The 25,959-nt window shown below is 70.2% G+C and carries 24 protein-coding genes; 8 read left to right on the top strand and 16 right to left on the bottom strand.

Annotation, left to right across the window (positions count from 1 at the left end; translation table 11 throughout):
* Positions 1–103 precede the first annotated feature (103 nt).
* Together J5V16_RS18365 and J5V16_RS18360 are read right to left on the bottom strand one after the other, a co-directional pair.
* A complete protein-coding gene (locus tag J5V16_RS18365; protein WP_408612495.1) occupies positions 104–1,111 on the bottom strand; it encodes a threonine aldolase family protein in 1,008 nt (335 codons plus the stop codon).
* A 40-nt stretch (positions 1,112–1,151) separates the two neighbouring features.
* Entirely contained in the window at positions 1,152–1,706 is a 555-nt protein-coding gene (locus J5V16_RS18360; protein ID WP_208498178.1) for a TetR/AcrR family transcriptional regulator, read from the bottom strand.
* Between the two features lie 107 nt (positions 1,707–1,813).
* On the opposite strand from J5V16_RS18360, the gene J5V16_RS18355 reads away from it, so the two are divergent.
* Positions 1,814–3,073 (top strand): MFS transporter, encoded by a 1,260-nt coding sequence (locus J5V16_RS18355; RefSeq protein ID WP_208498176.1) that lies wholly within the window; start codon positions 1,814–1,816, stop codon positions 3,071–3,073.
* Here J5V16_RS18355 and J5V16_RS18350 read toward each other — a convergent pair.
* Complete coding sequence (locus tag J5V16_RS18350; protein ID WP_208498174.1) at positions 3,070–4,080, bottom strand: DUF6301 family protein; 1,011 nt, start codon at positions 4,078–4,080, stop codon at positions 3,070–3,072. The two genes, J5V16_RS18355 and J5V16_RS18350, sit on opposite strands and share 4 nt — an antisense overlap.
* Positions 4,081–4,191: 111 nt before the next feature.
* On the opposite strand from J5V16_RS18350, the gene J5V16_RS18345 reads away from it, so the two are divergent.
* The 4 genes from J5V16_RS18345 (at position 4,192) to J5V16_RS18330 (ending at position 6,431) form a co-directional block, all read left to right on the top strand.
* A complete protein-coding gene (locus J5V16_RS18345; protein ID WP_208498172.1) occupies positions 4,192–4,875 on the top strand; it encodes a DUF3159 domain-containing protein in 684 nt (227 codons plus the stop codon).
* A 105-nt stretch (positions 4,876–4,980) separates the two neighbouring features.
* On the top strand, positions 4,981–5,673 hold the full coding sequence (locus J5V16_RS18340; RefSeq protein WP_208498170.1) for a Crp/Fnr family transcriptional regulator: 693 nt from the start codon (positions 4,981–4,983) through the stop codon (positions 5,671–5,673).
* Positions 5,670–5,900 carry a hypothetical protein gene (locus tag J5V16_RS18335; RefSeq protein ID WP_208498167.1) on the top strand — a complete coding sequence of 77 codons (231 nt, stop codon included), beginning with the start codon at positions 5,670–5,672 and terminating at the stop codon, positions 5,898–5,900. Before J5V16_RS18340 ends, J5V16_RS18335 begins: the two co-directional genes overlap by 4 nt.
* A 57-nt stretch (positions 5,901–5,957) precedes the next feature.
* Complete coding sequence (locus J5V16_RS18330; protein WP_208498166.1) at positions 5,958–6,431, top strand: hypothetical protein; 474 nt, start codon at positions 5,958–5,960, stop codon at positions 6,429–6,431.
* Here J5V16_RS18330 and J5V16_RS18325 read toward each other — a convergent pair.
* The 8 genes from J5V16_RS18325 to J5V16_RS18290 form a co-directional block, all read right to left on the bottom strand.
* Complete coding sequence (locus tag J5V16_RS18325; RefSeq protein WP_208498163.1) at positions 6,418–7,101, bottom strand: alpha/beta fold hydrolase; 684 nt, start codon at positions 7,099–7,101, stop codon at positions 6,418–6,420. The genes J5V16_RS18330 and J5V16_RS18325 overlap by 14 nt on opposite strands.
* Positions 7,102–7,160: 59 nt before the next feature.
* A complete protein-coding gene (locus J5V16_RS18320; protein WP_208498161.1) occupies positions 7,161–9,146 on the bottom strand; it encodes a beta-galactosidase in 1,986 nt (661 codons plus the stop codon).
* 62 nt (positions 9,147–9,208) lie between these two features.
* Positions 9,209–10,219, bottom strand: coding sequence for an ABC transporter ATP-binding protein (locus J5V16_RS18315; protein ID WP_208498159.1), 1,011 nt, complete (start codon positions 10,217–10,219; stop codon positions 9,209–9,211).
* A complete protein-coding gene (locus tag J5V16_RS18310; RefSeq protein ID WP_208498151.1) occupies positions 10,216–11,223 on the bottom strand; it encodes an ABC transporter ATP-binding protein in 1,008 nt (335 codons plus the stop codon). The genes J5V16_RS18315 and J5V16_RS18310 overlap by 4 nt, the downstream gene beginning before the upstream one ends.
* An 8-nt stretch (positions 11,224–11,231) precedes the next feature.
* Positions 11,232–12,356, bottom strand: coding sequence for an ABC transporter permease (locus tag J5V16_RS18305; RefSeq protein ID WP_208498149.1), 1,125 nt, complete (start codon positions 12,354–12,356; stop codon positions 11,232–11,234).
* Positions 12,357–12,363: 7 nt separating this feature from the next.
* Positions 12,364–13,359, bottom strand: a complete 996-nt coding sequence (locus J5V16_RS18300) for an ABC transporter permease (protein WP_208498147.1) — start codon at positions 13,357–13,359, stop codon at positions 12,364–12,366.
* A 30-nt stretch (positions 13,360–13,389) separates the two neighbouring features.
* Positions 13,390–15,438 carry an ABC transporter substrate-binding protein gene (locus tag J5V16_RS18295; RefSeq protein WP_208498145.1) on the bottom strand — a complete coding sequence of 683 codons (2,049 nt, stop codon included), beginning with the start codon at positions 15,436–15,438 and terminating at the stop codon, positions 13,390–13,392.
* Between the two features lie 295 nt (positions 15,439–15,733).
* Positions 15,734–16,240, bottom strand: a complete 507-nt coding sequence (locus tag J5V16_RS18290) for a hypothetical protein (RefSeq protein WP_208498143.1) — start codon at positions 16,238–16,240, stop codon at positions 15,734–15,736.
* A gap of 136 nt (positions 16,241–16,376) precedes the next feature.
* On the opposite strand from J5V16_RS18290, the gene J5V16_RS18285 reads away from it, so the two are divergent.
* Positions 16,377–16,835, top strand: a complete 459-nt coding sequence (locus tag J5V16_RS18285) for a PH domain-containing protein (RefSeq protein WP_208498140.1) — start codon at positions 16,377–16,379, stop codon at positions 16,833–16,835.
* Here the strand turns inward: J5V16_RS18285 and J5V16_RS18280 are convergent.
* Positions 16,832–17,743: a 2-hydroxyacid dehydrogenase gene (locus tag J5V16_RS18280; RefSeq protein ID WP_208498138.1), complete on the bottom strand. Its 912-nt coding sequence runs from the start codon at positions 17,741–17,743 to the stop codon at positions 16,832–16,834. The two genes, J5V16_RS18285 and J5V16_RS18280, sit on opposite strands and share 4 nt — an antisense overlap.
* Before the next feature lie 147 nt (positions 17,744–17,890).
* On the opposite strand from J5V16_RS18280, the gene J5V16_RS18275 reads away from it, so the two are divergent.
* Both J5V16_RS18275 and J5V16_RS18270 read left to right on the top strand, forming a co-directional pair.
* Positions 17,891–19,042 (top strand): PQQ-dependent sugar dehydrogenase, encoded by a 1,152-nt coding sequence (locus tag J5V16_RS18275; protein ID WP_208498136.1) that lies wholly within the window; start codon positions 17,891–17,893, stop codon positions 19,040–19,042.
* 44 nt (positions 19,043–19,086) lie between these two features.
* Complete coding sequence (locus J5V16_RS18270) at positions 19,087–20,664, top strand: metallophosphoesterase family protein (RefSeq protein ID WP_208498134.1); 1,578 nt, start codon at positions 19,087–19,089, stop codon at positions 20,662–20,664.
* An 89-nt stretch (positions 20,665–20,753) separates the two neighbouring features.
* Here the strand turns inward: J5V16_RS18270 and mgtE are convergent, their stop codons facing one another.
* The 4 genes from mgtE to gatC all read right to left on the bottom strand — a co-directional run bounded on the left by mgtE (position 20,754) and on the right by gatC (position 25,770).
* On the bottom strand, positions 20,754–22,100 hold the full coding sequence (gene mgtE, locus J5V16_RS18265) for a magnesium transporter (protein WP_208498124.1): 1,347 nt from the start codon (positions 22,098–22,100) through the stop codon (positions 20,754–20,756).
* A 341-nt stretch (positions 22,101–22,441) separates the two neighbouring features.
* A complete protein-coding gene (gene gatB, locus J5V16_RS18260) occupies positions 22,442–23,929 on the bottom strand; it encodes an Asp-tRNA(Asn)/Glu-tRNA(Gln) amidotransferase subunit GatB (protein WP_208498116.1) in 1,488 nt (495 codons plus the stop codon).
* 5 nt (positions 23,930–23,934) lie between these two features.
* Positions 23,935–25,467: an Asp-tRNA(Asn)/Glu-tRNA(Gln) amidotransferase subunit GatA gene (gene gatA, locus J5V16_RS18255; protein ID WP_208498115.1), complete on the bottom strand. Its 1,533-nt coding sequence runs from the start codon at positions 25,465–25,467 to the stop codon at positions 23,935–23,937.
* A gap of 3 nt (positions 25,468–25,470) precedes the next feature.
* Positions 25,471–25,770 carry an Asp-tRNA(Asn)/Glu-tRNA(Gln) amidotransferase subunit GatC gene (gene gatC, locus J5V16_RS18250; RefSeq protein WP_208498107.1) on the bottom strand — a complete coding sequence of 100 codons (300 nt, stop codon included), beginning with the start codon at positions 25,768–25,770 and terminating at the stop codon, positions 25,471–25,473.
* Between the last annotated feature and the right edge of the window lie 189 nt (positions 25,771–25,959).

The raw sequence follows: 25,959 nt of genomic DNA, 5'->3' as shown, positions 1-25,959 counted from the left end.
AAGGCATGCCTAACCTACCTGGGGGCGGCCTCGTTCGGCAACCCTCGATCCGGTGAACCACCTGAAGCCGATCGGACGACCCACCGGAGCCGGGGCCCGCTCGTCAGCTCACGAGCGTGCCGAGGACCTTCACGGCGTGCTCGATCCCGGCGTCGTCCACGTCGAGGTGGGTGAGCATGCGGCCCCAGTCGGGCCCGAGCACCGAGATCTTCACGCCCTGCTCGGCGGCGGCTTGGGCGACCTGGGCGATGTCCGGGATGCGCAGGAGCACGATGTTGGTCTCGACCTGCGCGGCGTCGCAGATGCCGAACGGCTCGAGCGAGCGGGCGAGGTGCTGGGCGCGCGCGTGGTCCTCGGCGAGGCGGTCGATGTGGTTCGCCAGCGCGTACCGTCCGGCGGCGGCGAGGAACCCGGCCTGGCGCATGCCGCCGCCGAGGCGCTTGCGGATGACGCGGGCGCGCTGGGCGCGTTCGGCGTCGGTGATGAGGAGCGAGCCGACGGGCGCGCCGAGGCCTTTGGAGAGGCAGACCGAGACGGTGTCGAACAGGGCGCCGTACTCGCCGAGGGGGACGCCGGTGGCGGCGTGGGCGTTCCAGATGCGGGCGCCGTCGAGGTGGAGGGCGAGGTCGTAGGCGTCGGCGAGGTCGCGCAGCGCACGCAGTCGCTCGATGGGCTGGACGGTGCCGCCGCCGATGTTGTGGGTGTTCTCGACGGCGATCGCGCGCGTGGTCGTGGAGTAGGGGTGCGGGACGTTGATGAGCGGTTCGATGAGGGCCGGGTCGAGGCGGCCGTTGGGGGCGGCCCAGGTGCGGGTGGAGATGCCGCCGAGTGCGGCGGCGGCGCCCATCTCGTAGTTGACGATGTGGGACTTGACGTCGCAGAGGAGTTCGTCGCCGGGGCGCACGAGCAGCTGCAGGCCGATCTGGTTGGCCATGGAGCCGGTCGGGGTGAAGACGGCGGCTTCCTTGCCGAAGAGCGCGGCGGCTTCGGCTTCGAGGGCGTTGACGGCGGGGTCCTCGCCGTAGACGTCGTCGCCGACTTCGGCGCTGGTCATGGCGGCGAGCATGGCCGGGGTCGGGCGGGTCACGGTGTCGGAGCGGAGATCGACGATCATGGGCCGACCCTACTGCGGCCGGTGGGGCGGAACGCGTTCAGGCGGTGTCGGTGGACAGGCCGTCGAGGACGAGGTCGAGTAGGAGCGAGCGGGCGCGTTCGGGCGCCCAGGCGTGGTGGCGGCGCAGGTGGACGTAGGGCCAGCAGACGGTGTTGAAGACGAGGTCGCCGGCTTCTTCGGGGTCGGTCGCGGGGGTGAGGGAGCCGTCGGCGGCGCCGTCGAGGATGAGGCGCACGAGCGGGGCGACCACGTCTTCGCCGGGTTCGTCGAACAGGCCGGTCTCGTGGAAGGCGGTGTCGAAGGCCGAGAGCAGGGCGAGGTGGCGGTCGAAGACGCCGCACATGGTTTCGAGGGCCTGGCGGAGGCGTTCGCGCCCGGTGCCGGTGGCGGTGAGGACGGGCCACAGGGAGGCGCGGTAGTCGGTGATGAGGCGGCGGACGAGGGCCTTGCGGAGTTCTTCCTTGCCGCCGATCTGGCGCCAGAGGGTGGCGCGGGAGATGCCGGCGCGGTCGGCGACGTCGCCCATGGTGAGCCGGTCCCAGCCGGTCGTCCCGAGCAGGTCGGTGGCGGCGGCCAGCAGCTTCTCGTCCATCGTGGTCCTTCCGTGCGCGTAGCCGCGCCATCATCCCATGGCCCTGTATTTTAGGACGCCGTGAAACACGGTGTTGCACGGTCTGGAACGGTCGGTATCATCAGGGCATGTCCCTTCGGAAACACCTGGTCGACACCACCCCCCTGCGGATCAGCCGCGACTTCCGCTGGCTCTACATCGGCCGCACCGGGCTCCTGGTGGGCGCCATGCTCACCGAGACCGCGCTGATCTGGCAGATCTACCAGCTCAGCGGCTCGAACCTCGCCGTGGGCGCGGCCGCCGCCTCGGGCGGCATCGGCATCGTCGCGGGGCTCCTCGTCGGCGGGGTGCTGGCCGACCGTTTCGACCGGCGGCGCATCCTCGTCACGGTGCGCGTGCCGGGGCTCCTGGTCGCCTTGGCGCTCTTGATGAACGCGCTGCAGGACGAGCCGCTGCTGTGGTTCCTGTTCGCGGCGGTCGTGGCGGACACGTTCCTCGCCGGCCTCAGCATCCCGGCCTCGTTCGCGGCCGTCCCGTCCCTCGTCGGCCAGGAGAACGTCGCCGCCGCGTCGGCCCTGAACGGCCTCACCGGCCAGCTCACCGGCGTCGCCGGACCGGCCCTCGCGGGGATCGTGATCGCCGCCGGCGGCACCGAGTGGTGCTACGCGCTCAACGTGGTCGGCTTCGTCGTCTTCGCGGTCGCGATGGTCTTCGTCGGCCCGATGCCGCCCGACCACAGCGGCGACGAGAAGGAGTCCGACTCGTACTCGCTCAAGGACGCGTTCGCGTTCGTGCGGCGCAACAAGGTCGTGGCCGGGGTACTGCTCATCGACATCATGCCGATGCTCTTCGCCTGGCCCAAGGGCCTGTTCCCGGCGCTCGCGACCGAGCAGTTCCACGGCGGGTCCGTGGCGTTCGGCCTCCTCTCGGCCGCCGCGGGGGTCGGCGCGTTCCTGGCCGCCGCGTTCAGCGGGCGGGTCACCAAGGCCGCCAAACCGGGACTGGTCGTCGTCATCGCCGCGAGCCTGTGGGGCGCGGCGATGGTCGGCCTCGCGCTCTCGCCCTGGCTCGCACTGGGCCTGGTGTTCCTGGCGGTCTCGGGCGCGAGCGACCTCGTCTCCGAGGTGCTGCGCACGGGCCTGCTCCAGAACCACACGCCCGACCGGCTGCGCGGCCGCGTGACGAGCCTGTGGCTCGCCCAGGCGACCGTCTCGCCGGCGCTCGGCAACCTCCAGGCCGGCGCCCTCGCCGGACCGCTCGGCCTCGGCGGCGCGATCCTCGCCGGCGGCATCGCGTGCATCGCCGGCGTGGCGGTCGTGGGCTGGCGCCTCCCGGCGTTCCGGCGCGCGACGATGGAGGCGCCGCAGCCCGAGCCCGCGGCCGTCTAGTACGGGTTGTCGCCGTTGCCGATGCCGAGCACCGGCAGGTACATGCGCTCGCCGTCCGCGGTGAAGCCGTCGTAGACGATGTCGAACAGGTCCTGGATGCCGAAGGCCCGCAAGGCGTCCACCATCATGTGCGCGGCCTGGTTCGTGGCGGTCCGGTCGGTCGAGTTGAAGCTGCGCGACCAGTTCGGCTGCGTGCCGCTCGGCGCGCGGAAGCCCATGCTCGGCAGGTTCGACAGGCCCGACCGCCAGGCGCCGCTCACCGCGGCGCTCGCCTCGACGCGCAGGCCGCCGTCGACGAACGCCGCCACGTACCGCGCCGACCAGTCGCCGGTGCGCAGGAGCACCGTGCCCGCCGTGTCGACCACGGGCACGTCGGCGGCCATGTCGGCCAGCAGCGACGACAGCCGCTCGGTGAACTCGCCCATGTCGGTGCAGGCGGGCTCGGGCGGGCGCTGGCCGGTGCGGGCGTAGGCAGCCCAGCCGGACACGTCGCCCTTGCCGACCGCGTGCGCCTCGAGCTGCTCGAACAGCTCGGGCGAGAGCAGGCGCAGCGTCACGCCGCCGTGGAAGCGGCGCAGGTGCAGCTCGAAGATGAGGCCGTCGCGGTACCAGCGGATCCACGGCCCGCCGTCCCCGCCGCGGATCTCGGGCGCGCCGAGCTCGCTCATCATGGTGCGCAGCACCTCGCGGAAGATGAGCGTGCGGTGCTGCTCGCCCTGGCGGCCGCGCTCGGCCGAGCGCAGGACCATGACCTCGATGGAGTAGAAGTCGGCGCGCCCCGCGACCGGGGTCTGGGGCGGGATCGAGTCGGCGATGGCGTTGCCGGTGTCGTAGCCGGTCTCGGCGCGCCACATGCCGATGTCGACCTCCGCGGAGCGCACCTGCCAGCCGAGGTCGGTCATGGCGCGCTGCAGGTCCGCCTTGTTCCAGCGCCCGAAGTCGGTCTTTCTGGCCCGGCGGAGCAGGTCGACGAGCTGCGCTTCACTGATCCGGTGTGTGCCGAGCATCCGATACCGTGCCAATCCGTCCGTAGGTGGGGCTGCGGGCGAAGCCCGGCGTGCCACTGCGGTTAGGGTAGCCTTGCCTGCGTTAGCGGGTCGAGAGGTGAGGGTTGGCAGTTGTCCGATACTGTGCGGCAAGACACGCTCGTCAGCCTACTAGGCGGCAAGCGCGGTGCTTTCGACGCCACCGCCCCGGTGGTGGTGTTCATCCTCACCTGGTTGCTCACCGGTAACTCGATCGCTTGGGCCGCAGCGACTTCACTCCTCTCCGCGGGAGCCATCGCGATCGTCCGGCTCCGGCAGCGCCGCAAGCCCCGCGCCGTCGTCCTCGGCCTCCTCAGCGTCGCCGTAGCCTGCCTCATCGTCCTCTACACCGGTCGCGCGCAGGACATCCTCCTCCCCCGCATCGTCACCAACGCCGCCAGCGCCCTCGTCTGGGCCGGCTTCATCGTCTTCCGCCGCCCCCTCCTCGGCCTCATCGTCGGCGGCCTCCTCGGCCAGAAGACCCGCTGGCGCCGCGACCCCCACCTCCTCCGCGCCTACAGCGCGGCCTCCTGGGTCTGGGTGGCGATGTACGCCCTCCGCGTCGCGATCCTCACCCCGTTCTGGAACAGCGACGAAGCCCGCCTCGCCGTCGTCGCCGGCGGCCTCGCCCAAATCGCCCTCTCCTGGCCCCTCCTCGTCCTCTGCCTCATCATCAGCGGCTGGGTCATCCGGGCGATCCTCCCCAACGACCACCCGGGCATCCGGCACCCAGTGGCCCCGTCCGAGACCCCGGAGCCGGAGCCGACCGCCCCGTAACGCGGTCTCCTTGAGCCGCAGTCCGACAGCGCCGAACGGTCGGATGTGCGACACGGGCCTGTTCAATCCCAAGATCAAGCTATGTGTAGTCCTACACTTAACGACATGCCGGATGACACACAAGCGAGCGGATTCCTCACGCAGGAGGAGTTCGACGTGCTCGCACCGCATTGCCACCGGGTCACCTACCCGTCGGGAAGCGAGATCGTCCGGGAAGGCGACCGAACCGACTTCATCCTCTATCTCCGCAGCGGTCACATCAAAGCCGTCTCGGGCGACCCGAAGTCGATCGTGTACATCTACGCCCCCGGCAAGATCGTCGGCGAACTCGCGCCGATGACCGGACTGCCGAGGAGCGCCGACCTGGTCGCATTGCACGACGTGGAAGCGGACCTCGTCCCCGGTGCCGTCTGGCTCGAGTTCCTCCTGAGCCATCCGCGCGCGAACCTCGCCATGCTGCGGCATCTCGCGTCCAGAATCGTCAGCAAGGACCAGCCGCGGACCGCCTCTATGACGAACAGCGAGCGCAAGATCGCCAAGGGGCTCATGCGGCTGGTCGACGCCGGTCTGGGCCGAGAGGTCGAGGCGGGACTGCTCATCAAGGGCGTCACCCAGCGCGACCTCGGATCGCTCGCCGGGCTGTCCAGGGAATCGGCGGCGATCGTCTTGGGCCGGTGGAGGGACGCGGGCATCGTGGCGACCGGCCGCGGCAACCTGACGATCCTGGACCTGGCATCGGTCAAGCGCCTCGCCGATCGCGGCGGCCCGCCGACCTTAGACACGCGTGAAACGCCATGATCCCCTCAGAGCTGTTCCCGATCGCGGCATCGGTGTTCATCGCGACGCCGATCGCGCTCGTGTTCCGGTACTGGTTCACACACCGCAGCACCATCGCGATCGAGCGCGCCAAGACCGAACGCATGCGGCAGGCGCTCATGAACAGCACACCGGCCGAGCGCGGAGCAATCCTTCGGGCACTGGCCGCCCTCGAGACGTCGCCGGCCGACAGGCCGAACGACGAATGACCCCGCCCTCGCCACTCCGAATCCCGAGACCTGCGCTTCAGTGAAAAGGACATCGAAGTGGCACACGCCCGCAATGCCGTCTACCGCCATGGCGAACTCGTCGCCCTGATCTGGAAACTCATCCGGAAGAACCTGTTCGACCCGGCCGACTTCGTTCTGGCGGGCAGCGCCCGACTGCTCCGCGACGCCGTCATCGAGCACGCCTCCGACCTCGACGTGGTCGCGCGCGGAGCGACGTTCGCGAATGCGCTGACACTCGCGCACCTTCCTGAGCATGACGGTCTCACGATCGGGGAGAACACCGGCGACAAGATCGCGCAGCTCTTCGGCGGCAGGATCAATGTGAGCGCGCGATGGCTCGACAGGGAAGCGTCGATCGACGACCTGATCGAAGGCGCGGAAGTCCTCGACGGGCTGCGGTACTTCCGGATCGACGACGTGATCGCTTACAAGACCATGCTGGACCGCCCCAAGGACCGCGCCGACCTGGCGGCGCTGGCCGAGTCCCGATGCGCCGCTATCGGTCGATGAACTCAGTGAGCTTCGCCGTGAAGAGGTCCGGGAATTGGAGGTTCCAGATGTGGCCGGCTTCGGGGATGAGGTCGAGGTGGGCGTTGGGAAGGGTTTCGGCGAGTTCTCTGGCGGGGGCGATGTTCTCTTTGTCCTTGGTGCCGCAGAGGATGAGGGCCGGGGTCTTGAGGTCGGCGAGGCGGGGGCGGAGGTCGAGGGCGGCGAGTTCGGTGAGGCCGGTGAGGAAGGCGCGTTTGCCGGCGGTGCGGAGGTCGGCTTTCGCCTGGGACTTGCGGTCGGGGCGGCCGCCGGCGTACATGCCTGACATGAGGGCGGCGATCATGCCGGTGGGCATGAGGCGCATGAGGTTGCGTTGGAGGGCGACGCCGGGGGCGTGGGCGGTGCCGCCGGAGAGGGTGAGGCTCGCGATGCGGGCGGGGTCGTCGAGGGCCGCGAGCATGGCGACGGTGGCGCCGACGGAGATGCCGACGAGGTGGACGGGTTCGGGTTCGGCGGCGATGAGTTCGGCGACGGCGAAGGCCGCGGGTTCGAGGCCGAAGGGGCCGGGTGCTTCACCGTGCCCGGGGAGGTCGGGGGCGAGGACCTTGTGGCGCTCGGCGAGCGCCGCGACCTGGGGCTGCCAGGCGCGGGCGCTCGAACCGAGGGCGTGGACGAGGACGATCACGGACATCAGGGGCTCCTCAGTGGGTGCTGCGGGATCCCTGTGACAGTAGTGGACGGGTGCGACGTTCAGCCTTCGCGAACCACCGCGCATTCGCCGGGTCTCAAGGAGAGCGCCGGAGACCAGGCGGTGCCCGTCAGGAGGTTGCGGCCGGTCGCGGGGACCTTGACGGGGTCGTTGCCGTGGTTGACGGCGAAGACGTACGTGCGGCCGTCCGCGTGGGAGCGGCGCACTAGTTCGAGGTCGGCCGCCGCGCCGGGGAAGTCGCCCGCGACGCCGAGGTCCGCGAGGAACGGGTCGAGGTCGGCGAGGCGGGTGGCGAGGTACCAGACGTGGCCGCGGCCGAGCGCGCGGTGGAAGACCGCGCCGGTCTCGGGGTAGTCCTTGAAGTGCGCCACGACCTCCGCGTCGAGCGCGTGGGTGACCTCGGACCAGGTCTCGCCGACCCAGCCGTTGTCGAGGGCCGCCTTGTCGCCCTTGGGGATCGGGACGAACTCCTCGACCCGGATCCCCATGAGGTCGCCGAGGGCGCCGGGCAGGCCCGGGTGCACGTGCTCGCTGGAGTCCACGATGCCGGAGTAGGGCCCGACGACGAGGGTGCCGCCGTTCTCGACGTACGAGCGGAGGTTCGCGTCGTCGTCGAGGAGGTACAGGTGCGGTGCGAACACGTACTCGTAGCCGCTCAGGTCCCAGGCCGGGTTCACCAGGTCCGTGGTGACGCCGCGCCGCCACAGGGCCGCGTGCCAGCGCCGCAGTTCCGGGTAGGTGTCCATGTCGGAGGACGGCTGGCCGGGGGTGTTCGCGGCCCAGCACGAGTTGAAGTCGAGCAGGATCGCCGCGCGGGCGTCGACGGTCGAGCCCTTGACCTCGGCGAGGTTCTGGAGCCAGGCGCCGAACCGCTTGACCTCGCGGAAGACCTTGGAATCGGTGCCGCCGTGCGGGACCATCGCCGAGTGGTAGCGCTCGGCGCCGTAGCGGGAGGCCCGCCACTGGAAGAACATGGCACCCTCCGAGCCGCGGGCCACATAGGACAGCGAGTGGCGGAGGAGGTCGCCGGGTTTCTTGGCGAAGTAGCCGCGGCGCCAGGCGGAGGAGTTCGAGGACTGCTCCATGAGGAGCCACGGGTCGCCGGCGGCGAGGCCGCGGGAGGCGTCGGCGCCGAACGCGGCCTGTGCGGGCCAGGGGATCGCGTCGTCGGGCAGCAGGTAGTGGTCGGTGGCGATGAGCCGGTTGGGGCCGGTCATGTGCTCGCCCCAGCGGTGGTAGTCGAGGCCGCTGAAGTTGCCGGTGACCATGAGATTGGTGGTGATCGGCTTGTCGGGGCTGTGCGCTTCGACGGCGGCGGCCTCGGAGCGGAAGAGTGCGAGGAGCGCGTCGGAGGAGAAGCGCTTGAAGTCGAGCACGAGGCCCGGGTTGGGGGTCTCGGCGCAGATGCGCGGGGGCAGGACCTGGGACCAGTCGCTGTAGGTCTGGGACCAGAACGTGGTGCCCCACGCCCGGTTGAGGCCGTCGAGGTCGCCGTGGCGGTCCTGGAGCCAGGCGCGGAACGCGTCCGCGGCGAAGTCGCAGGTGCAGGAGCGGTAGTACTCGTTGCCGATGTGCCACATGGCGAGTGCGGGGTGGTCCGCGTACCGCTCGGCGAGCCGCGCGGCCATCTCCACCACGGCCGCTTGGAAGACCGGTGCGTGCGGGCAGTATTCGGCGCGGGCGCCGGAGTTGAGCGTGACGCCCTCCGCGTTGACCGGGAGGGTCTCGGGGTGGGCCTGGGAGAACCACGGCGGCGGCGAGGCGGTCGAGGTGGCGAGGTCGGCTTTGATGCCGCCCGCCGCGAGGAGGTCCATGATCGCGTCGAGCTGCGCGAAGTCCCATTCGCCGGGGCCGGGGTTGACGCCGGCCCAGGCGAAGATGTTGACGGAGACGAGGTTGACCCCGGCCTCGCGCATCAGCCGGACGTCCTCGTCCCAGACCTCGCGGGGCCACTGCTCGGGGTTGTAGTCGCCGCCGTAGGCGAGGCCGTCGACGGTGGGGATGATGTCGGTGTTCCTATGTGCCACAAGGGGTCCTTCCCGTTCGGCACTGTCGGTTCGAGTCGTACCGGCATGACAACGCTTGCCAGTCAGGGTCGGGAGGATTCTGCCTCGACGATCCCCTCCAAGTCAAGCTCGCCGCTCCGCACGCAGCGCGCGCCGTCCGCGAGCGGGATCTCCCCCGTACGGCACCGGTCCTCGGCGTAGGCGCAGCGGCGCGCGAACGCGCAGCCCGGCGGCGGGTCCGACGGGTCGGGCAGCTCGTCCGGGAGCAGGATGCGGCCCTGGCGGCCCTTCAGGGACGGGTCCGGGATCGGCACGGCCGACATCAGCGCCTCGGTGTACGGGTGCCGCGGATGCTCGTACAGCGCACCGGTCTCGGCGAGTTCGACCACGCGCCCGAAGTACATCACCGCGACCCGGTCGGCCAGGTTCTCCACCACCGAGAGGTCGTGCGAGATGAACAGGTACGTGAGGCCGAACTCGGCCTGGAGCTCCCTGAGCAGGTTGAGGATCTGCGCCCGCACGGACACGTCGAGGGCGCTCACCGGCTCGTCCGCGACCACGAGTTCGGGCCCGACGATGAGCGCCCGCGCGATGTTCACGCGCTGGCGCTGCCCGCCGGAGAACGAGTGCGGGTAGCGGTCCATGTAGTCGGGGCTGAGTCCGACGCGGCGCATCATCTCGGCGATGCGGTCCTCCAGCTCGGCGCCGCGCGCTTCGCCGGTGGCGACGAGCGGGTCGCCGATGATCTGCCGCAGGTTCATGCGCGGGTTGAGCGAGGAGAACGGGTCCTGGAAGACCATCCGGATGCGCCGCCGGGACGCGCCCTGTTCGCGGCGGCTGAGCGCGGTCAGGTCGCGGCCGTCGTACCGCAGCGACCCGCTCGTGGCTTTCTGGGCGCCGACGATGGTGCGGCCGAGCGTGGTCTTGCCGCAGCCCGACTCGCCCACCAGCCCCAGCGTCTCCCCTTTGTAGAGGGTGAGGTCGACGCCGGAGACGGCGTGGACTTCGACGGTGGGGCGGCCGAGCAGGTTGCGGCGCAATGGGAACCGGACGTGCAGGTCCTCGATCTCCAGCAGTGGCTGCTTGTCGCTCATGCCGCGGCTCCTTCTCGGTCGGCGTACAGGACGCATTCGGCGGTCCGGCCGTCGAAGTCGACCTCGGGCGGCGCCTCGACGTCGCAGGTGCCCGCGACGGCCTCGGCGCACCGCGGATGGAACGAGCAGCCGCTGGGCCGGTGCAGCGGGTTCGGCACCGCGCCCGGGATCGTCGGCAGGTCCCGGCCCCGGTCCCGCCCGAGGACGGGCACGGAGGCGAGCAGCGCCTTCGTGTACGGGTGCTTCGGATCGGCGAAGAGCTCGTCCACAGCGGCGCGTTCGACGACGCGGCCGAGGTACATCACCGCGACCTCGTCGGCGAGTTCGGCGACCACGCCGAGGTCGTGGGTGATGAACATGACCGCCATCCGGTGCTCGGCCTGGAGCGAGCGGATGAGGTCGAGGATGCGCGCCTGCGTCGTCACGTCGAGCGCCGTCGTCGGCTCGTCGGCGATGAGCAGCGAAGGGTTGGCGCACAACGCGATCGCGATCATCGCCCGCTGGCACATGCCGCCGGAGAGCTGGAACGGGTAGGCGTCGATCCGCTCGTGCGGCTTCGGGATGCCCACCTGGCCGAGCAGCTCGATCGCCCGCTCGCGGGCGGCCCGCCTGCCCATGCCGGTGTGGATGCGGATGGTCTCGACGAGCTGCGCGCCGATGGTGCGCAACGGCAGCAGCGAGGCCATGGGCTCCTGGAAGATCATCCCGATGTCGCCGCCGCGGAGCTTGGCGAGCCGCCGGTCCTTCGCGTCGAGCGAGAGGATGTCGAACGGCTCGTCCCCTCCGTGCCAGGTGATGGTCCCGGCGTCGACCGAGCCGGAGTCCTCGACCAGCCGCAGGATCGAGCGGGCGGTCACGGACTTCCCGCAGCCGGACTCGCCCACCACGCAGAGGGTCTTGCCGGCGTGGACGGTCAAGTCCACGCCGTCCACGGCGCGGACCCTCCCGTCGAAGGTGTTGAAACTGGTGTGCAGGCCCTTGATCTCGAGCAGTGCTGAATCCATCGCCGTGCCTAATGCTTGTAGGGATCGGCGGCGTCGCGCAGGCCGTCGCCGACGAAGTTGAACGCCAGGACCACCAGGACCACGCACAGGCCCGGAATGAGCAGCCACGGCGCGCCCGACAGGACGCTCCACTTGCTCGCGTCCTGCAGCTGCACGCCCCACGACACCGCGGGCGGGCGCAGACCCATGCCCAGCCACGACAGGGCCGTCTCGGCCAGGATCATGCCCGGGATCGACAGCGACAGCGCCGCGATGATGTGCGAGGAGAAGCTGGGCAGCATGTGCCGGAACATGATCCGGGTGTGGCTCGAGCCGTCGAGCATCGCGGAGGTCACGAACTCCTCGCTCCTGAGTGCGAGGAACCGGCCCCGCACCTCCCTCGCCAGGCCCGTCCACGCCACGAGCGCGAGGATCGTGGTGATGATGAAGTACCGGCCGACCGGCCCCATCTGGGCCGGCAGCGCCGCCGCGAGGCCGAGCCACAGTGGAATCGACGGCACCGACATGATGAGTTCGATGACGCGCTGCACCGCGTTGTCGATCCAGCCGCCGAAGTAGCCCGAGACCGCGCCGAGCACGATGCCGAGCAGGAACGCCAGCAGCACGCCGATGATGCCCACCGAAGCCGAGACGCGCGTGGCGTACACGACCTGGCTGAGCAGGTCCTGGCCGTCGGTCGTGGTACCCCACAGGTACATCGGGTCGCCCGGGTCCTGCGGCCCGAGGAGGTGCCGGTCCATCGGGATGAACCCGAACAGCTCGTACTCCTCGCCCTTGACGAAGAACCCGACGTCGATGCGGTCCTCCGGGTTCGCCTCGTACGTGATGCGCAGCGAGCGCGGGTCCTGTTCGGACGTGTAGCCGTCCACGTGGAGCCCGAAGCCGCTGTCGCTCCAGAGCTTCAGCACCTGCGGCGGCGCGGTCGTGTACGCCGAGTCGCGGTGCCGGTCGTCGAACGGGGCCACGAACTCGCACAGCGCGATCACGACGAGCATCCCCGCGAGAAGCCAGGCCGAGACGAGCGCGAGCCGGTGCTTCTTGAAGGCCCACCACACGAGCTTCCGCTGGGACGCGCGGGTGCGCGCCACTTCGGCGGGCCGCTCGGCGATGCCCTCCGCTTCTTTCAGGGTCATCGGTGCCTCATCTCTGGTGTCCGAGTCGGATGCGGGGGTCGAGCCAGCCGAGCAGCAGGTCCGAGACGAGCGTGCCGATGACGGTGACGACGCTGAGGACCATGATCACCGACCCGGCCAGGTACATGTCCTGGGCCTTCAACGCGCCCAGGAGGATCGGTCCGAGCGTCGGCAGGCTCAGGATCTGGCCGACGACGATGTCGCCGACCAGGAGCATCGGCAGCACCCACCCGATCGTCGAGACGAACGGGTTGAGCGCCACCCGCAGCGGGTACCGGCGCAGCAGCGGCCCCTCGGGGACGCCGCGGGCGCGCGCCGCCGTCACGTACGGGCGGCGCAGCTCGTCGAGGAGGTTGTTGCGGATGATCCGCACCAGCCCCGCCACGCCGCCCGTGCCGATGACGATCATCGGAATCCACAAGTGCCCCAAGAGGTCGAGGACCTTGCCGAGGTTCCAGGACGCGTCGCACCACTCCGGCGAGCACAGCCCCGAAGGGACGGACCCGGCCCAGGTCACGCTGAAGTAGATGAACACCAGCGCGATCAGGAAGTTCGGGGTGGCGAGCCCGAGGAAGCCCATGGTGGTGACCGCGTAGTCCCCGACCGAGTGCTGCTTCACGGCCGAGTACACGCCGATCGGGAACGCCAGCGCCCACGTCACCAGCAGCGTGATGAGCGAGACCGCGATGGTCCAGCCCAGGCGCGGGGCGATGACGTCCTCGACCGGTTTCGAGTGCTCGAAGGACATCCCGAGGTCGCCGTGGAGGACGATCTGGGTGATCCAGTGCCAGTACTGGGCGAACAGGCTGCCGTCCAGGCCGTAGCGCTGGCGCAGGTTCGCGACGTCGGACTCGGTCAGGCCCTGGCCCATGACGCTGTACTTGGCCTGGAGCGCGGTCACGTAGTCGCCCGGCGGCAGGCTGATGATGACGAACACCACCAGCGAGATCGCGAGCAGGGTGGCCGCCATGTAGAGCGCGCGGCGGCCCAGGTATCGCACCACTGTGGACTCCCTTTTCTCGGGCGGGCCGGGCTACGCCGGCTCCAGCCACCACTGCTCGGGGGCGGCGGGGCCGGGGGTGCCGTACGAGGGGTTCTCCGGCATGGGGCCGCCGAAGTTGTGCAGGCGCTTGGAGGCGACGGCCCACGAGCCCTGGCCGCGCACGGTGCCGACGGCGTAGAACTGCTCCTTGGCGACGGCGAGGATCTGCTTGAAGATCTCGGCGCGCGCCGCCGGGTCGGGCTCGGCGAGGAACTGGTCGTACAGGTCCTGCTGCTCGACCACGGGCGCGGGCGGGGGCTCCAGCATCTCGTCGTCCTGGGCGCCGTTGAGGGTGTAGTGCGCGGACCACTGGCGGGCGAAGAGCGCGCCGCCGGAGGGGCCGCCGCACATGTACCACTGGACGGCGACGGTCTCGTCGATCGCGCCGCCGTCGCCGGTCCACACGGTCAGGTCGTACTGGTTCTCGTCGACGCCGGCCTGCCAGTTCTCGCGGGGCTGGCCGTTGACGTGGAGCGTGACGCCGACGGCGGCCCACATGTCCTTGATCATGTCGAGCGCGTCGAGCCAGACGGTGCCGAGGAGGGCGTCGTCGGCGACGGTGACGGTGAACTCGAGCGGCGTGCCGTCGGCTGAGGCGCGCGCCCCGCCGGCGCCGGCGGCGTACCCCGCCGCGTCGAGGGTCTGGGCCGCGAGGTCGGGGTCGTACTCGAGGTACTGGGTGGCGAAGTCCTCGTCGTAGAAGTCCGACTCGGGCCGCGGGGCGGCCTGGGTCGGTTCGCCGACGCGGCTCCAGAGCACGTCGATGAGCTCCCGGCGGTTGATGGCGTGCGACATGGCGATGCGGAACTGCTTGTCCTGGAAGACCTTCCGCAGCCCGGCGTCGGCGTGGTTCAGGTTGAACGCGATGTTCATGTCGCTCGAGTAGGTGCCCTCGAGCTCGATGATGGTGTAGCCCCCGGCCTCCTCGCCGTCGACGGCGTCGGCGCGGTGCGCGTTGTCGTTGAAGTGGCGCGAGTGGAACTCGTAGTCGCCGTTGACCGCGTGGGCGAACATGGTCTCCACGTCGGCGATGACGTTGAACCGGACCTCGTCGAGGTACGGCAGCTGGCTGCCCTCCTCGTCCACCTTCCAGTAGTAGGGGTTGCGTTCGAAGAGCGCGTAGTCGGCGTCGGTGACCGGCTTCTTGCAGATCCACGGGAGCAGGGTCGGCAGGTCCGGGTTCTCCCACTGGAAGTTCCACAGGTTGCCCAGGGCGGTGAAGCGGGAGACCCAGCCGTCGTAGCCCTCGGCGACGGCCTCGTCGTCGGCCGCGGGGTTGTACGTGGGGTGGAACTGCTCGAGGTAGTGCCTGGGGTACATGGTGAAGCGCTGTCCGGCGACGCCGACGGCCATGTCGTCGCGGAAGAGCGGCTTGGGGCCGGTGAAACGGACGATGAACGTGAAGTCGTCGACGACCTCGAGCTCGGCGGGGGTGCCGTCGAGGCTGGAGAGCTCGGGCGGGACGGCGGTGGTGAGCTCGGCGTTGAGGGCGACGTCGGCGTAGGCGAACTCGACATCCGAAGTGGTCAGCGGTGTGCCGTCGGACCACTTGATCCCCTCGCGGAGGGTGATGGTGAACTCCGAGGCGTCGGCGTTGGGCTCGAACGCGGAGGCGACGTTCATGCGGATCTCGGTCCAGTCGCGGGAGCGCTCGAGGAGGTGGCCGTCGTTGATGGTGCGCCACAGCCAGGGCCCGTCCGAGGCGCCGGTGACCGCGCTGTTCCAGGTGCCGCCGTACCGGCCGATCGCTTCGGTGGCCTTGACGACGAGGGGTTCCTTCGGAAGGCGCTCTTCGACGGGCGGGAGTTCGCCGGCTTCGACGCGCTCGGCGAGCATCGGGGCTTCCTTGCCCTTGTCGCCGCCGGCTTCACCGGAGTCGTTCTCGGTGGAGAAGAAGCTGCATCCGGCGGCGGAGGCGGCGAGGGCGGCGCCCCCGGAGAGGACGAGGCCGCGGCGGCTGAGACGGGGGTCGGGCCACTGCGTCGCAGCCCCTTCCCGCGTTTTCGTGAACAGGCTGGAACGGGGCTGCTGAGTGCTCATCGGTGAGCGCTCCTTCCGTGGGACGCGCGGCTGGGGAGCCGAAGGGGTCCATGGCGCGGCCCTGCACGACCGCACCAGGCACCGAAAGTTCCTAAACTGTTTCCGGAAATCTCCGTAACTTTCGGTAATATCGGTGAGACTAACGCAACACCAAAACCGGGTCAAGCCTGGTAAGTCGCCACCAAGGTCACGATAAGGCCACGATTGGCAATCGCATACAACTTAACGGCCACTGAACGAGCTGAAAAGTTTCCGAGAGTTTCCTACCGTAAGGCAGTGACGTCGGTCGATACCGTCAGGGGCGATGACGGTAGGGCGGGAGGCCCCGCTTGTACGCGTCCCAGAGGCTGCGCATGACGAAGATCTTCTCGTCGAGCTCGTCGTCGGTCGAGAGCACGCGGCCCGAGTACGGCGCCTGCAGCCGCCACGGCTTCTGCTCGGGGTCGAGCAGGTACACCACGGGCACCGTGCGGCTGGCGCGGCGCTCGGCCCGGATGTCGGCGATGTCGGTCCAGGCCGCGAACCGCTCCGTGTGCTTCTGGGAGGCAACGGCTTTGAGCGGATGGATGCCGCGCTCGTCGAGCACCACCCCGCGGTTGCGCGCCCCGGCATACGCGGCCCCCAGCGCGACCGCGATCGCGAAGAGGAACAGCGCCAGCAGCGTGTAGTGGTACCAGCGGCCGATCGCGAGCATGTACGCGGCGGCGGGGACGAGCGCGGCGACGAACGAGAAGCCGGAGAGGAAGAGCGCCCGGCCGAGCACCTGGCGCGTCGTAGGACGGAATGTGATCTTGACGGCCACGTCCACCCCCACCAGGCTCGCACCGCTGCTCTTGAGCTGATCGTGCCACGTTCGACGGGCCCGTCAAGCGACAATCCGACAGAAACCGGACCGGCCACTTTGCATACCCTGCGCCCGGGTGTGTCAGGCTGGTGCCATGACGAGTACCGACGCCTCCACCGGTCCCCTCCCCGCCGCCCGGCGCACCGCCCGCAGGCTGCGGGTACGCCGCCCGGCGGCGGTCACCGGCGCGGCCTTCGTCGCCTGGCTGACCGTGATCCCGATCTCCGTGGCGCTCATGGTCGAACGCCCGGTCTGGGGCGTCGCCTCCGCCGTCCTCGGCCTCGCCCTCCTCCTCGCGCCCGTCGCGGTCTCCATGTGGGCCTGGCGCTCCGGCATCGACGTCACCAGCGAGGGCATCGCGATCCGCGGCATCTTCACCAGCCGCACCATCGCCTGGAAGCACATCGACGGCTTCGCCACCGGCAACGAGGGCGTCGCGGCCATATTGGACGACCAGTCCCAGGTCCGCCTCGACCCCCTCAAGCCCGAGAACCTCCCCCAAGTCCTCGCCATCGGCGGCCAAGAACTCCGCGAAGGCGAGTCAGAGGACTAGTAGCCGTCGATCACGACGTTCTCGAGGGGTTCGCCTGCCGCGAAGCGGTGGATCTGGGGGCCGACGGGGGCGTAGGCGCGGTCGAGGGTGCCGTCCACTGAGGCGCCCGCGTGCGGGGTGATGAGGGCGCCTGCGAGGTCCCAGAGCGGGTGGTCGGCGGGCAGGGGCTCGGGGTCGACGACGTCGACCGCGCAGCGGAGGCGGCCGGAGGCGACCTCGGCGACGAGGGCGTCGGTGTCGACGATCGGGCCGCGCGCGGCGTTGACCAGGAGCGCGCCGTCCTTCATGTGCGACAGGAACTTCGCGTCCACCAGGCCGCGCGTGGCGTCGGTGAGCGGGAGGATCAGGATCACCACGTCGAAGCCCGGCAGGAGCTCGTCGATCCGGTCGATCGCGTGGACGCCGGGGCGGGCGCGGCGGGCGACCTTCTCGACCTCCACGCCGAGCACGGTCAGGACCTCGGCGATCTTCTCGCCGATGTCGCCGGCGCCGACGATGAGGGCGCGCTTGCCCACGACCGTGGTGGTCCACTCGACCTTCCACTCATGGCGGGTCTGCTTGCGGGCGAAGACGTCGAAGCCGCGCATCGAGGCGATCACCGCGCCGACGGTCCATTCGGCGGTGACGCCGGTGTGCACGCCGCGCGCGTCGCACAGGGTCACGCCCGGCGGGACGGCCGGGACCCAGACCTCGGCGCCCGCGCTGAGCAGCTGGATCGCCTTGAGCGAGGTCATGTCCTTGAGCGGGGTCGTGACCTTCGACTGGGCGAGGAACGGCGGCACCCAGAAGTCGAGGGCCGCCGGATCGGAGGGGTAGTCGCCGCGCCCGTCGTAGACCTCCACGTCGACGCCGTCGGGCAGCGGGCCGAGCAGGGCGCGGCCCTCCTCGTGCGCGATCCAGACCTTCACGCTCACGTCCTTCCCATCGAATTCGATATATCCTATAGGATCTTGGATTTCGGGCCGCAGGGGTTAGTCCCGCCCGAATCGGGGAACCGGCAGGGCGTGGAAAACAGCGCCGCCGCAGCGTCGGGCCGAAGCTATAGTCTTGGGGCCATGCGCAGGTTGCTCTCGGCCGCGGCCGCCACCGCCGCCGCACTCACGCTCGCGTCGTGCTCCTTCGGTGAGCCCCCCGAGGCCGAGACCGGCGAGCCGCCGAACCTCCCCACCCCGAGCAGCGACCCCGAGGAGCAGACCTCGTTCATGGACGTCGTCGCCGAGGGCCTCGAAGTCCCCTGGGGCCTCGACTTCCTGCCCGACGGCACCGCGATCGTCGGCGAGCGCGCCACCGGCCGCATCCTCACCATCGCCGTCGCCGAGGACGGCACCGCCGGCGAACCCGAGGAACTGCGCACCGTCGACATCGCCGACACCGGCGAAGGCGGCCTCCTCGGCCTCGCCGTCTCCCCCGACTTCGACACCGACCACCAGATCTACGCGTACTACACCTCCGACACCGACAACCGCATCGCCAGGATCGACACCGCCTCCGACGCCGCGCCCGAACCGATCCTCACCGGCATCCCCGCCGCCCCCTACCACAACGGCGGCGCCCTCGACTTCGGTCCCGACGGCTTCCTCTACGCCGCCACCGGCGACGCCGGCGACGGCAACGCCGCCCAGAACCCCGATTCACTGAGCGGCAAGATCCTCCGCATCACCACCGACGGCGAGCCCGCCGAAGGCAACCCCACCGCCGGCTCCCCCGTCTACAGCCTCGGCCACCGCAACGTCGAAGGCCTCGCCTGGAACCCCGCCGGCCAGCTCTACGCCACCGAGTTCGGCCAGGACATCGCCGACGAGATCAACCTCATCGAACCCGGGAGCAACTACGGCTGGCCCTTCTTCGAGGGCACCGACACCGACGACGCCTACGCGGACCCGGCCCTGACCTGGGAACCCTTCGAGGCCTCCTGCGCCGGCGCCGTCTTCCTCGAGGACACCCTCGTCACCGCCTGCCTGCGCGGCCAGCGCCTCTGGATGGTGCAGTTCGACGAGACCGGCGCCCCCGCGGCCGAGCCGCAAGCGACGGCCGTCAACGAGTTCGGTCGGCTACGATCGGTCGCCATGGGCCCCGACGGGATGCTCTGGGTGACGACCTCGAACCGCGACGGCCGCTGCGATCAGGACCGCGGCTGCACCCCCGATGAGGCCGACGATCGGATCCTCCGGTTCTCCACCAGCTACGCGGCCCAGGGAAGGGTCTGAGCCGCGACGTACACACCGCCCAAGCCGCGCGAGGAAGGCACTAGATGAACGACCGGCTCGCCGCCGCACTGCACCGCATCCAGGACGCCGCACGGACCGCCGGGAGGCACGCGACATCCTTCTGGCGCAGATCGAGGGCGGGATGGTCGCGACTGCGGCGCTCGGAGCGGGCGCGGCGGTTCGCGCTGGTCGCGGCCGTCTTCCTCGTCGGCGTCGGCGCGGCCGCGGGCGGCCTCGCGCTCGTGGGCGGCACCAAGGCCGACATCGGGCCGTTCGACACCACCGTGTCCCTGCACCCCGACATCAGCGGCGAGACCAAGGTGACGATCCCGCCGCTCGGCGACGTCATCTTCGACAGCCACGACGGCCCGGTCGGCCTCAACCTCAGCCTCGATTCGGTCGATCCGGAAGAGGCGCAGGACATCATCAACACCCCCGGCGGGGTCACCAGCGCCTCGAAGAGCCTCGCCTCCGACGTCACGGACGCGGTGGTGCGGGTCGTGGTCGAGGCGCTCGCGATCGTGACCCTGTGCGGGCTCCTGGTGGGCGCCTTGGCGTTCCGCACCATGCGGCGGGCGCTGCTCACCGGGCTCACCTCGCTCGCGGTGACGGCGGCCCTGATGGGGTACGCGGCCGCGACGCTGCGCGCCGAGTCGATCTCGCAGCCGCGCTATGAGGGCCTGCTCGCGTACGCGCCCAGCGTGGTCGGCAACGCGGAGGACATCGCGCAGAACTACGAGGAGTACGTCGCTAACCTGCAGAAGTTCGTCACGAACATCTCCGAGTTCTACGCGCTGGCGATGGACATGCCGCAGCTGGGCATCCAGGACGACTCGATCCGGGTCCTGCACGTCTCCGACATCCACTTGAACCCCTCGGCCTGGCATCTCATGGAGTCGGTGGTCGAGCAGTTCGACATCGACGCGGTGGCCGACACCGGGGATTTGAACGACTGGGGCTCGGAGCAGGAGGCCGAGATCTTCTCGCAGGGCGTGGAGCAGATCGACGCGCCGTACGTGTTCGTCAAGGGCAACCACGACTCGGTGACGACGGTGGCCGCGCTCTCGGCGTACGACAACGTGATCGTGCTCGACGGCGAGGTGCAGGAGATCGCGGGCCTGGAGTTCGCCGGGGTCGCCGATCCGCGGTTCACGCCGGACAAGGGCGCGCAGCCGTCGAGCGAGTACGCGCAGCAGATGCTCACCGAGTCGGGCGAGCGGCTGCAGCAGGCGATCGTCGACGCGGGCGGGGCCGACGTGGCGATGGTGCACGAGCCGCCGATGGCGGAGCCGCTCGCGGGCACGGTGCCGCTGGTCCTGGCGGGGCACACGCACGAGCGGGCGGTGAAGGACCTCGGCGAGGGCACCACGCTCATGGTCGAGGGCTCGACGGGCGCGGCGGGGCTGCGGAACTTCCAGTCCGAGGACCCGATGCGCATGGAGATGGACGTGCTGTACTTCGACCCGGTCACGAAGGCGCTCACGGCGTACGACTCGATCTCGGTCGGCTCGGGCATGGAGACGGACGTGACGCTCGACCGCACGGTGATCCCGACCGAGGAGCAGGTCGACGGAGGCGATATCCAGAGCGGTACGCAATCGACTGCGCCGCAACAGGATTGAGGCCAAGAGGTCTGGGTCGGCCCGCCCGGCGGGTACCGCATGGCGGCGAAGGCCCTGACCCGTGCCCGTCAGGGCCTTCGCCGCGCGCTTCAGCCGGTGAGGGCCGGGCCGAGGATCAAGGCCGCCACGGAGAAGTAGATGAGCAGGCCGGTCGCGTCGCACAGCGTCGAGACCATCGGCGCCGAGACGAGCGCGGGGTCGATGCCGACTTTCTTCGCGAGCAGCGGCAGCAGCGAGCCGACGAACGTCGACCAGGTGCAGATGACCAGGAGCGTCAACGCGATGATGAGCCCGATGTCCCAGCCGTAGACGAATCCGACCACCGGTCCGCCGACGATCGCGAGCATCGCCCCGAGCAGGAATCCCACCCGTGACTCGCGCCAGGTGATCCTGAACGCGTCGGAGAACCGCACTTCGCCGACGGCCATGGCGCGGATGATCGTCACCGACGCCTGCGAGCCGGAGTTGCCGCCCGTACCGGTCAGCAGCGAGATGAAGACCGCCAGCACCGTGACGTTCGCCAGGTAGGTCTCGTAGTAGTTGAGCACCGTCACCGTGAGCGAGGCCGAGACGGCGAGCACGAGCAGCCACACCGCGCGCTTGCGCGCCAGCATGAACACGCCGGCCGAAAGGTACGGCCGCTCCAGCGGCTCGGCCGCACCGGCCAGGGTCGCGTCCTCGGTGTCCTCGGCCTCGAGGATCTCCATGGCATCGTCCCAGGTGATGAGGCCGACAAGGCGCTCTTCGTGGTCGACGACGGAGAGCGCGTTGAGGTTGGCCTCCTGGATGAGGCGGGCCGCCTCCTCCTGGTCGGTGTCGGTGGAGACCTGGTAGTGCTCGTCCGCGATCAGCTCGTGGACGGGCGTGTCGGGGTCGGCGCTCACGAGGTCGGCGAGGGTGACGGTGCCGAGGAGCTTGCGGTGCCCGTCGGTCACGGGGAGCACGTCGAGGTGCCGGGGGCGTTCGCGCAGGTGGCGAATGCGTTCGATCGCGGCGGCCGCGGTCATCGAGGCACGCAGCGACACGTAGTCGGGGGTCATGATGCGCCCGGCCGACTCGGGCTCGTACCCGAGGAGCTGGGCGGTGGTGCGCCGGTCGGCGGCGCTCAGCTGGGACTGGAAGCGGGTCGCGACCTTGGCGGGCATCTCGTCGAAGAGCTTGGCCCGGTCGTCGGCTGCCATCGAGTCGAGCAGCTCGCGCACGAACTCGGTCTTGAGGCCGTCGATCAGCTCCTGCTGGTGGACGGTGTCGAGCTCTTCGAAGACGGCGAGCGCGCGGTCCTTGGGGAGGAGCCGGAACCGCAGAGCCTGCTCGGCGAGGTCCATGCGGGGCAGTTCTTCGGCGAGTTCGACGGTCGAGGTGTCGGCGAGTTCCAGACGGAGTGCCGCGAGCTCGTCCACCGCCGCGGGCGAAATGGGCTGGATGATCTGAGCCATGTCAGCCACCTCCTAAAACACGAGGAAAGGGCCGTGCCCGTCTCGCAACCCGCGTAAGGAAGTGCAGGTCAGCCCGTCCGCTCCAATGTAAGAGGACGCGAGGCACGGTAAAAGGAAAATGGGAAGAACGCGTCGGTATCTCGACTAGATCCGGGGTCATCGCCCATGGTCTCCACCTCCTCCGGCCGCACTTGAAGCTGACGCGGTCAAGGGTAGCAATCCTCTGTGAACAACATCGCTCTCTGGGGTGCCCGAAGACTCGCGGCTCACACTGGGATTGAACGGACAGTGAACGCAAAAGGGCCGGGCGGTGCGCACCGCCCGGCCCCTCGAAGCGCTCGCTAGCTCAGCTTGTCCAGGATGATCTGGCGCACCGTGCCCGCGTCGGCCTGGCCCTTGGTGGCCTTCATGACCGCGCCGATGAGCACGCCGGCGGCGGCGTGGGTGCCCCCGCGGATCTTGTCGGCGACGGCCGGGTTCGCGGCGATGGCCTCGTCCACGGCCGCTTCGAGTGCGCCCGTGTCGGAGACGACCTCGAGCCCGCGCTCGGCGGCGACGTCCGCCGGGGAGCCCTCGCCGGCGAGCACGCCGTCGATGACCTGGCGGGCCAGCTTGTCGTTGAGGCGCCCGTCGTCGACCATGCCCTGGAGCTCGGCGACCTGCGCGGGCGTGATGGCCAGCGCGCCGAGTTCCTCGCCGGACTCGTTGGCGCGGCGGGAGAGCTCGCCGAGCCACCATTTGACGGCGCCGGACGGCGTGGCGCCGGCGGCGACGGTGGCCTCGATGAGGTCGACCGCGTCGGCGTTGACGACCGACTGCATCTCCTTGTCGCCCAAGGACCACGCGGCCTGGAGGCGCTCGCGGCGCTGGCGCGGGGGCTCGGGCAGGGAGGCGCGGAGCTCCTCGACCCATTCGCGGGACGGCTCCATGACGGCCAGGTCGGGCTCGGGGAAGTACCGGTAGTCGGTGGCCTCTTCCTTGGAGCGGCCGGGGCTGGTGGTGCCGTCGCCTTCGTGGAAGTGGCGGGTCTCCTGGATGATCTTCTCCCCCGCGTCGAGGAGCGCGGACTGGCGGCGCACCTCGAAGCGGACGGCGCGTTCGACCGAGCGCAGGGAGTTGACGTTCTTGGTCTCGGTGCGGGTGCCCCACTCGTCGCCGGGCTTGTTCAGCGAGAGGTTGACGTCGCAGCGCAGGGACCCCTGCTCCATGCGGACGTCGGAGACGCCGAGGGAGCGGACGATGTCGCGCAGTTCGGCGACGTAGGCGCGGGCGACCTCGGGGGCGAGGGCGCCGGTGCCGGGGACGGGCTTGGTGACGATCTCCACGAGCGGGATGCCGGCGCGGTTGTAGTCCACGAGGGACTCGGTGGCGCCGTGGATGCGGCCGGTGGCGCCGCCGACGTGGAGGGTCTTGCCGGTGTCCTCTTCGAGGTGGACGCGCTCGATCTCGATGCGGTGGTCCTTGCCGTCCACGACCACGTCGACGTAGCCGTTCTCGCAGAGCGGCTCCTCGTACTGGCTGGTCTGGAAGTTCTTCGGCATGTCCGGGTAGAAGTAGTTCTTCCGGGCGAAGCGGGTCCACTCGGCGATGTGGCAGTTGAGGGCCAGGCCGATCTTGATGGTGGCCTCGACGGCGGCCTTGTTGGCGACCGGGAGGGCGCCGGGCAGGGCCAGGCACACCGGGCAGGTCTGCGTGTTGGGCTCGGCGCCGAAGGCGGTCGAGCAGCCGCAGAACATCTTGGTCTTCGTGTCGAGTTCGATGTGGGTCTCGAGGCCGAGGACGGGCTCGTAGGTCTCGACGGCCTTGTCGTAGTCGTTCAACTTGGTCATCGCGGCTACTTCCCATCCTCGTTGAGCGCAGCGAAACGTAGATCTGTTGAGATCTCGGGCGCGGTGTCGGCGAGCAGCGTGTCCTGGGTGGACTCCAGGGCGGCCGCGACGCGGTAGGTGATGTCGTCGCCCATGACCGGGCCCATGACCTGCAGGCCCACGGGCATGCCCTCGGAGAGGCCGACCGGCACGGAGACGCCGGGGCCGCCGTAGAGGTTGGTCGGGATCGTGTAGAGGTCGGCGAGGTACATCTGGTACGGGTCGCCGGTGCGCTCGCCGAACTTGAAGGCGATGAACGGCGTGGTCGGGCTGATGATGGCGTCGACCTGCTCGAAGGCCTTCTCGAAGTCCTGCTTGATGAGGGTGCGCACGAGCTGGGCCTTGCCGTAGAACGCGTCCACGTACCCGGCGCTGAGCGCGTAGGTGCCGAGGATGATGCGGCGCTTGACCTCCGGGCCGAACCCGGCCTCGCGGGTGAGGCTCATGACCTCTTCGAGCGAGTGCTGCCCGTCGTCGCCGGCGCGCAGACCGTACCGGACGCCGTCGTAGCGGGCCAGGTTGGAGGAGGCCTCGGACGGGGCGATGAGGTAGTAGGTGGGCAGCGCGTAGGAGAAGGACGGGCAGGAGACCTCGACGATCTCTGCCCCGAGCTTCACGAGCTGCTCGACGCCGGCCTCGTAGGCGGCGATGACGCCGGGCTCGGCGGCGTCGGCGCCCTCGGCGAACTCCTTGACGACGCCGAGCTTGAGGCCCGAGAGGTCGCCGTTCGCGCCGGCCTTGGCGGCGGCGACGACCGGCGGGACGGGCGCGTCGATCGCGGTGGAGTCGCGGGGGTCGTACCCGGAGATGACCTCGTGGAGCAGCGCCGCGTCGAGAGCGTTGCGCGCCACGGGACCCGGGGTGTCGAGCGAGGACGAGAAGGCGATGAGCCCGAAGCGGGAGTTGGACCCGTAGGTGGGCTTGGCGCCGAAGGTGCCGGTGACGGCGCCGGGCTGGCGGATCGAGCCGCCGGTGTCGGTGCCGATCGCGAGCGGGGCCATCTTCGCGGCGACGGCCGCGGCCGAGCCGCCGCCGGAGCCGCCGGGGATGCGCCCCGTGTCCCACGGGTTCAGCGTCTTGCCGAACGCCGAGTACTCGGTGGAGGAGCCCATGGCGAACTCGTCCATGTTCGTCTTGCCGAGGATCGGCATCTTCGCGGCCTTGATGCGCTCGGTGATCGTCGCGTCGTAGGGCGGGATCCAGCCTTCGAGGATCTTCGAGGCGGCGGTGGTCGGCAGGCCCTTGGTGACCACGACGTCCTTGACGGCTACGGGCACGCCGGCGAGCGGGCCGAGCTCCTGGCCGGCGGCGACGGCGGCGTCGACCTCGGCCGCGGTGGCGAGCGCGCCGTCGCGGTCGACGTGGAGGAACGCCTTGATGGTGACGTCGACGGCGGCGATGCGGTCGAGGAACGCGGTGGTGACCTCGACGGAGGTGAGGCGGCCCTCGCGGATGTCCGCGGCCAGCTCGGCGGCGGTCTTGTCGATGATGCGGCTCACGGGCTAGGCCTCCTCGTCCAGGATGCGCGGGACGCGGAAGCGGTCCTCGGCGGTGTCGGGGCCGCCGGCGAGCACGGCGTCGCGGGGCAGGGACGGCTGGGGCTGGTCTTCCCGGAAGACGTTCACGAGCGGCACCGCGTGCGAGGTCGGCTGGACGCCGTCCGTGTTCACCTCGGCGAGCGTCTTCATCGATTCGAGGATGACGTCGAGCTGGCCGGCGAAGGCGTCGAGCTCGTCATCGGTGACTTCGAGGCGGGCCAGCCGCGCCAGGTGCGCGACTTCCTCGCGTGAAATCGTACTCACGACAGGTGTTTCCTAACGGTTACTAGCTGCGGGAAGACCAGTCGAGTCTAGGCCGTGCGCGGTCGGCGCCAGAGGCGGGCACCGCCCAGTGTGGGACTCGCGGACCGGGGCGCGGCGGGGTGTGACGCACGGATCGCGAAAATCGATCGACACGGATCGAGTGACCTGGATACGACCCCCTAGCCACTG

The organism is Glycomyces niveus, from assembly GCF_017592475.1.
In the GTDB taxonomy this organism is placed as follows: Bacteria; Actinomycetota; Actinomycetes; order Mycobacteriales; family Micromonosporaceae; genus Glycomyces; species Glycomyces niveus.
Note: the sequence above shows the minus strand (reverse complement) of the source record. Positions and strands in the feature narration are given on the sequence as shown.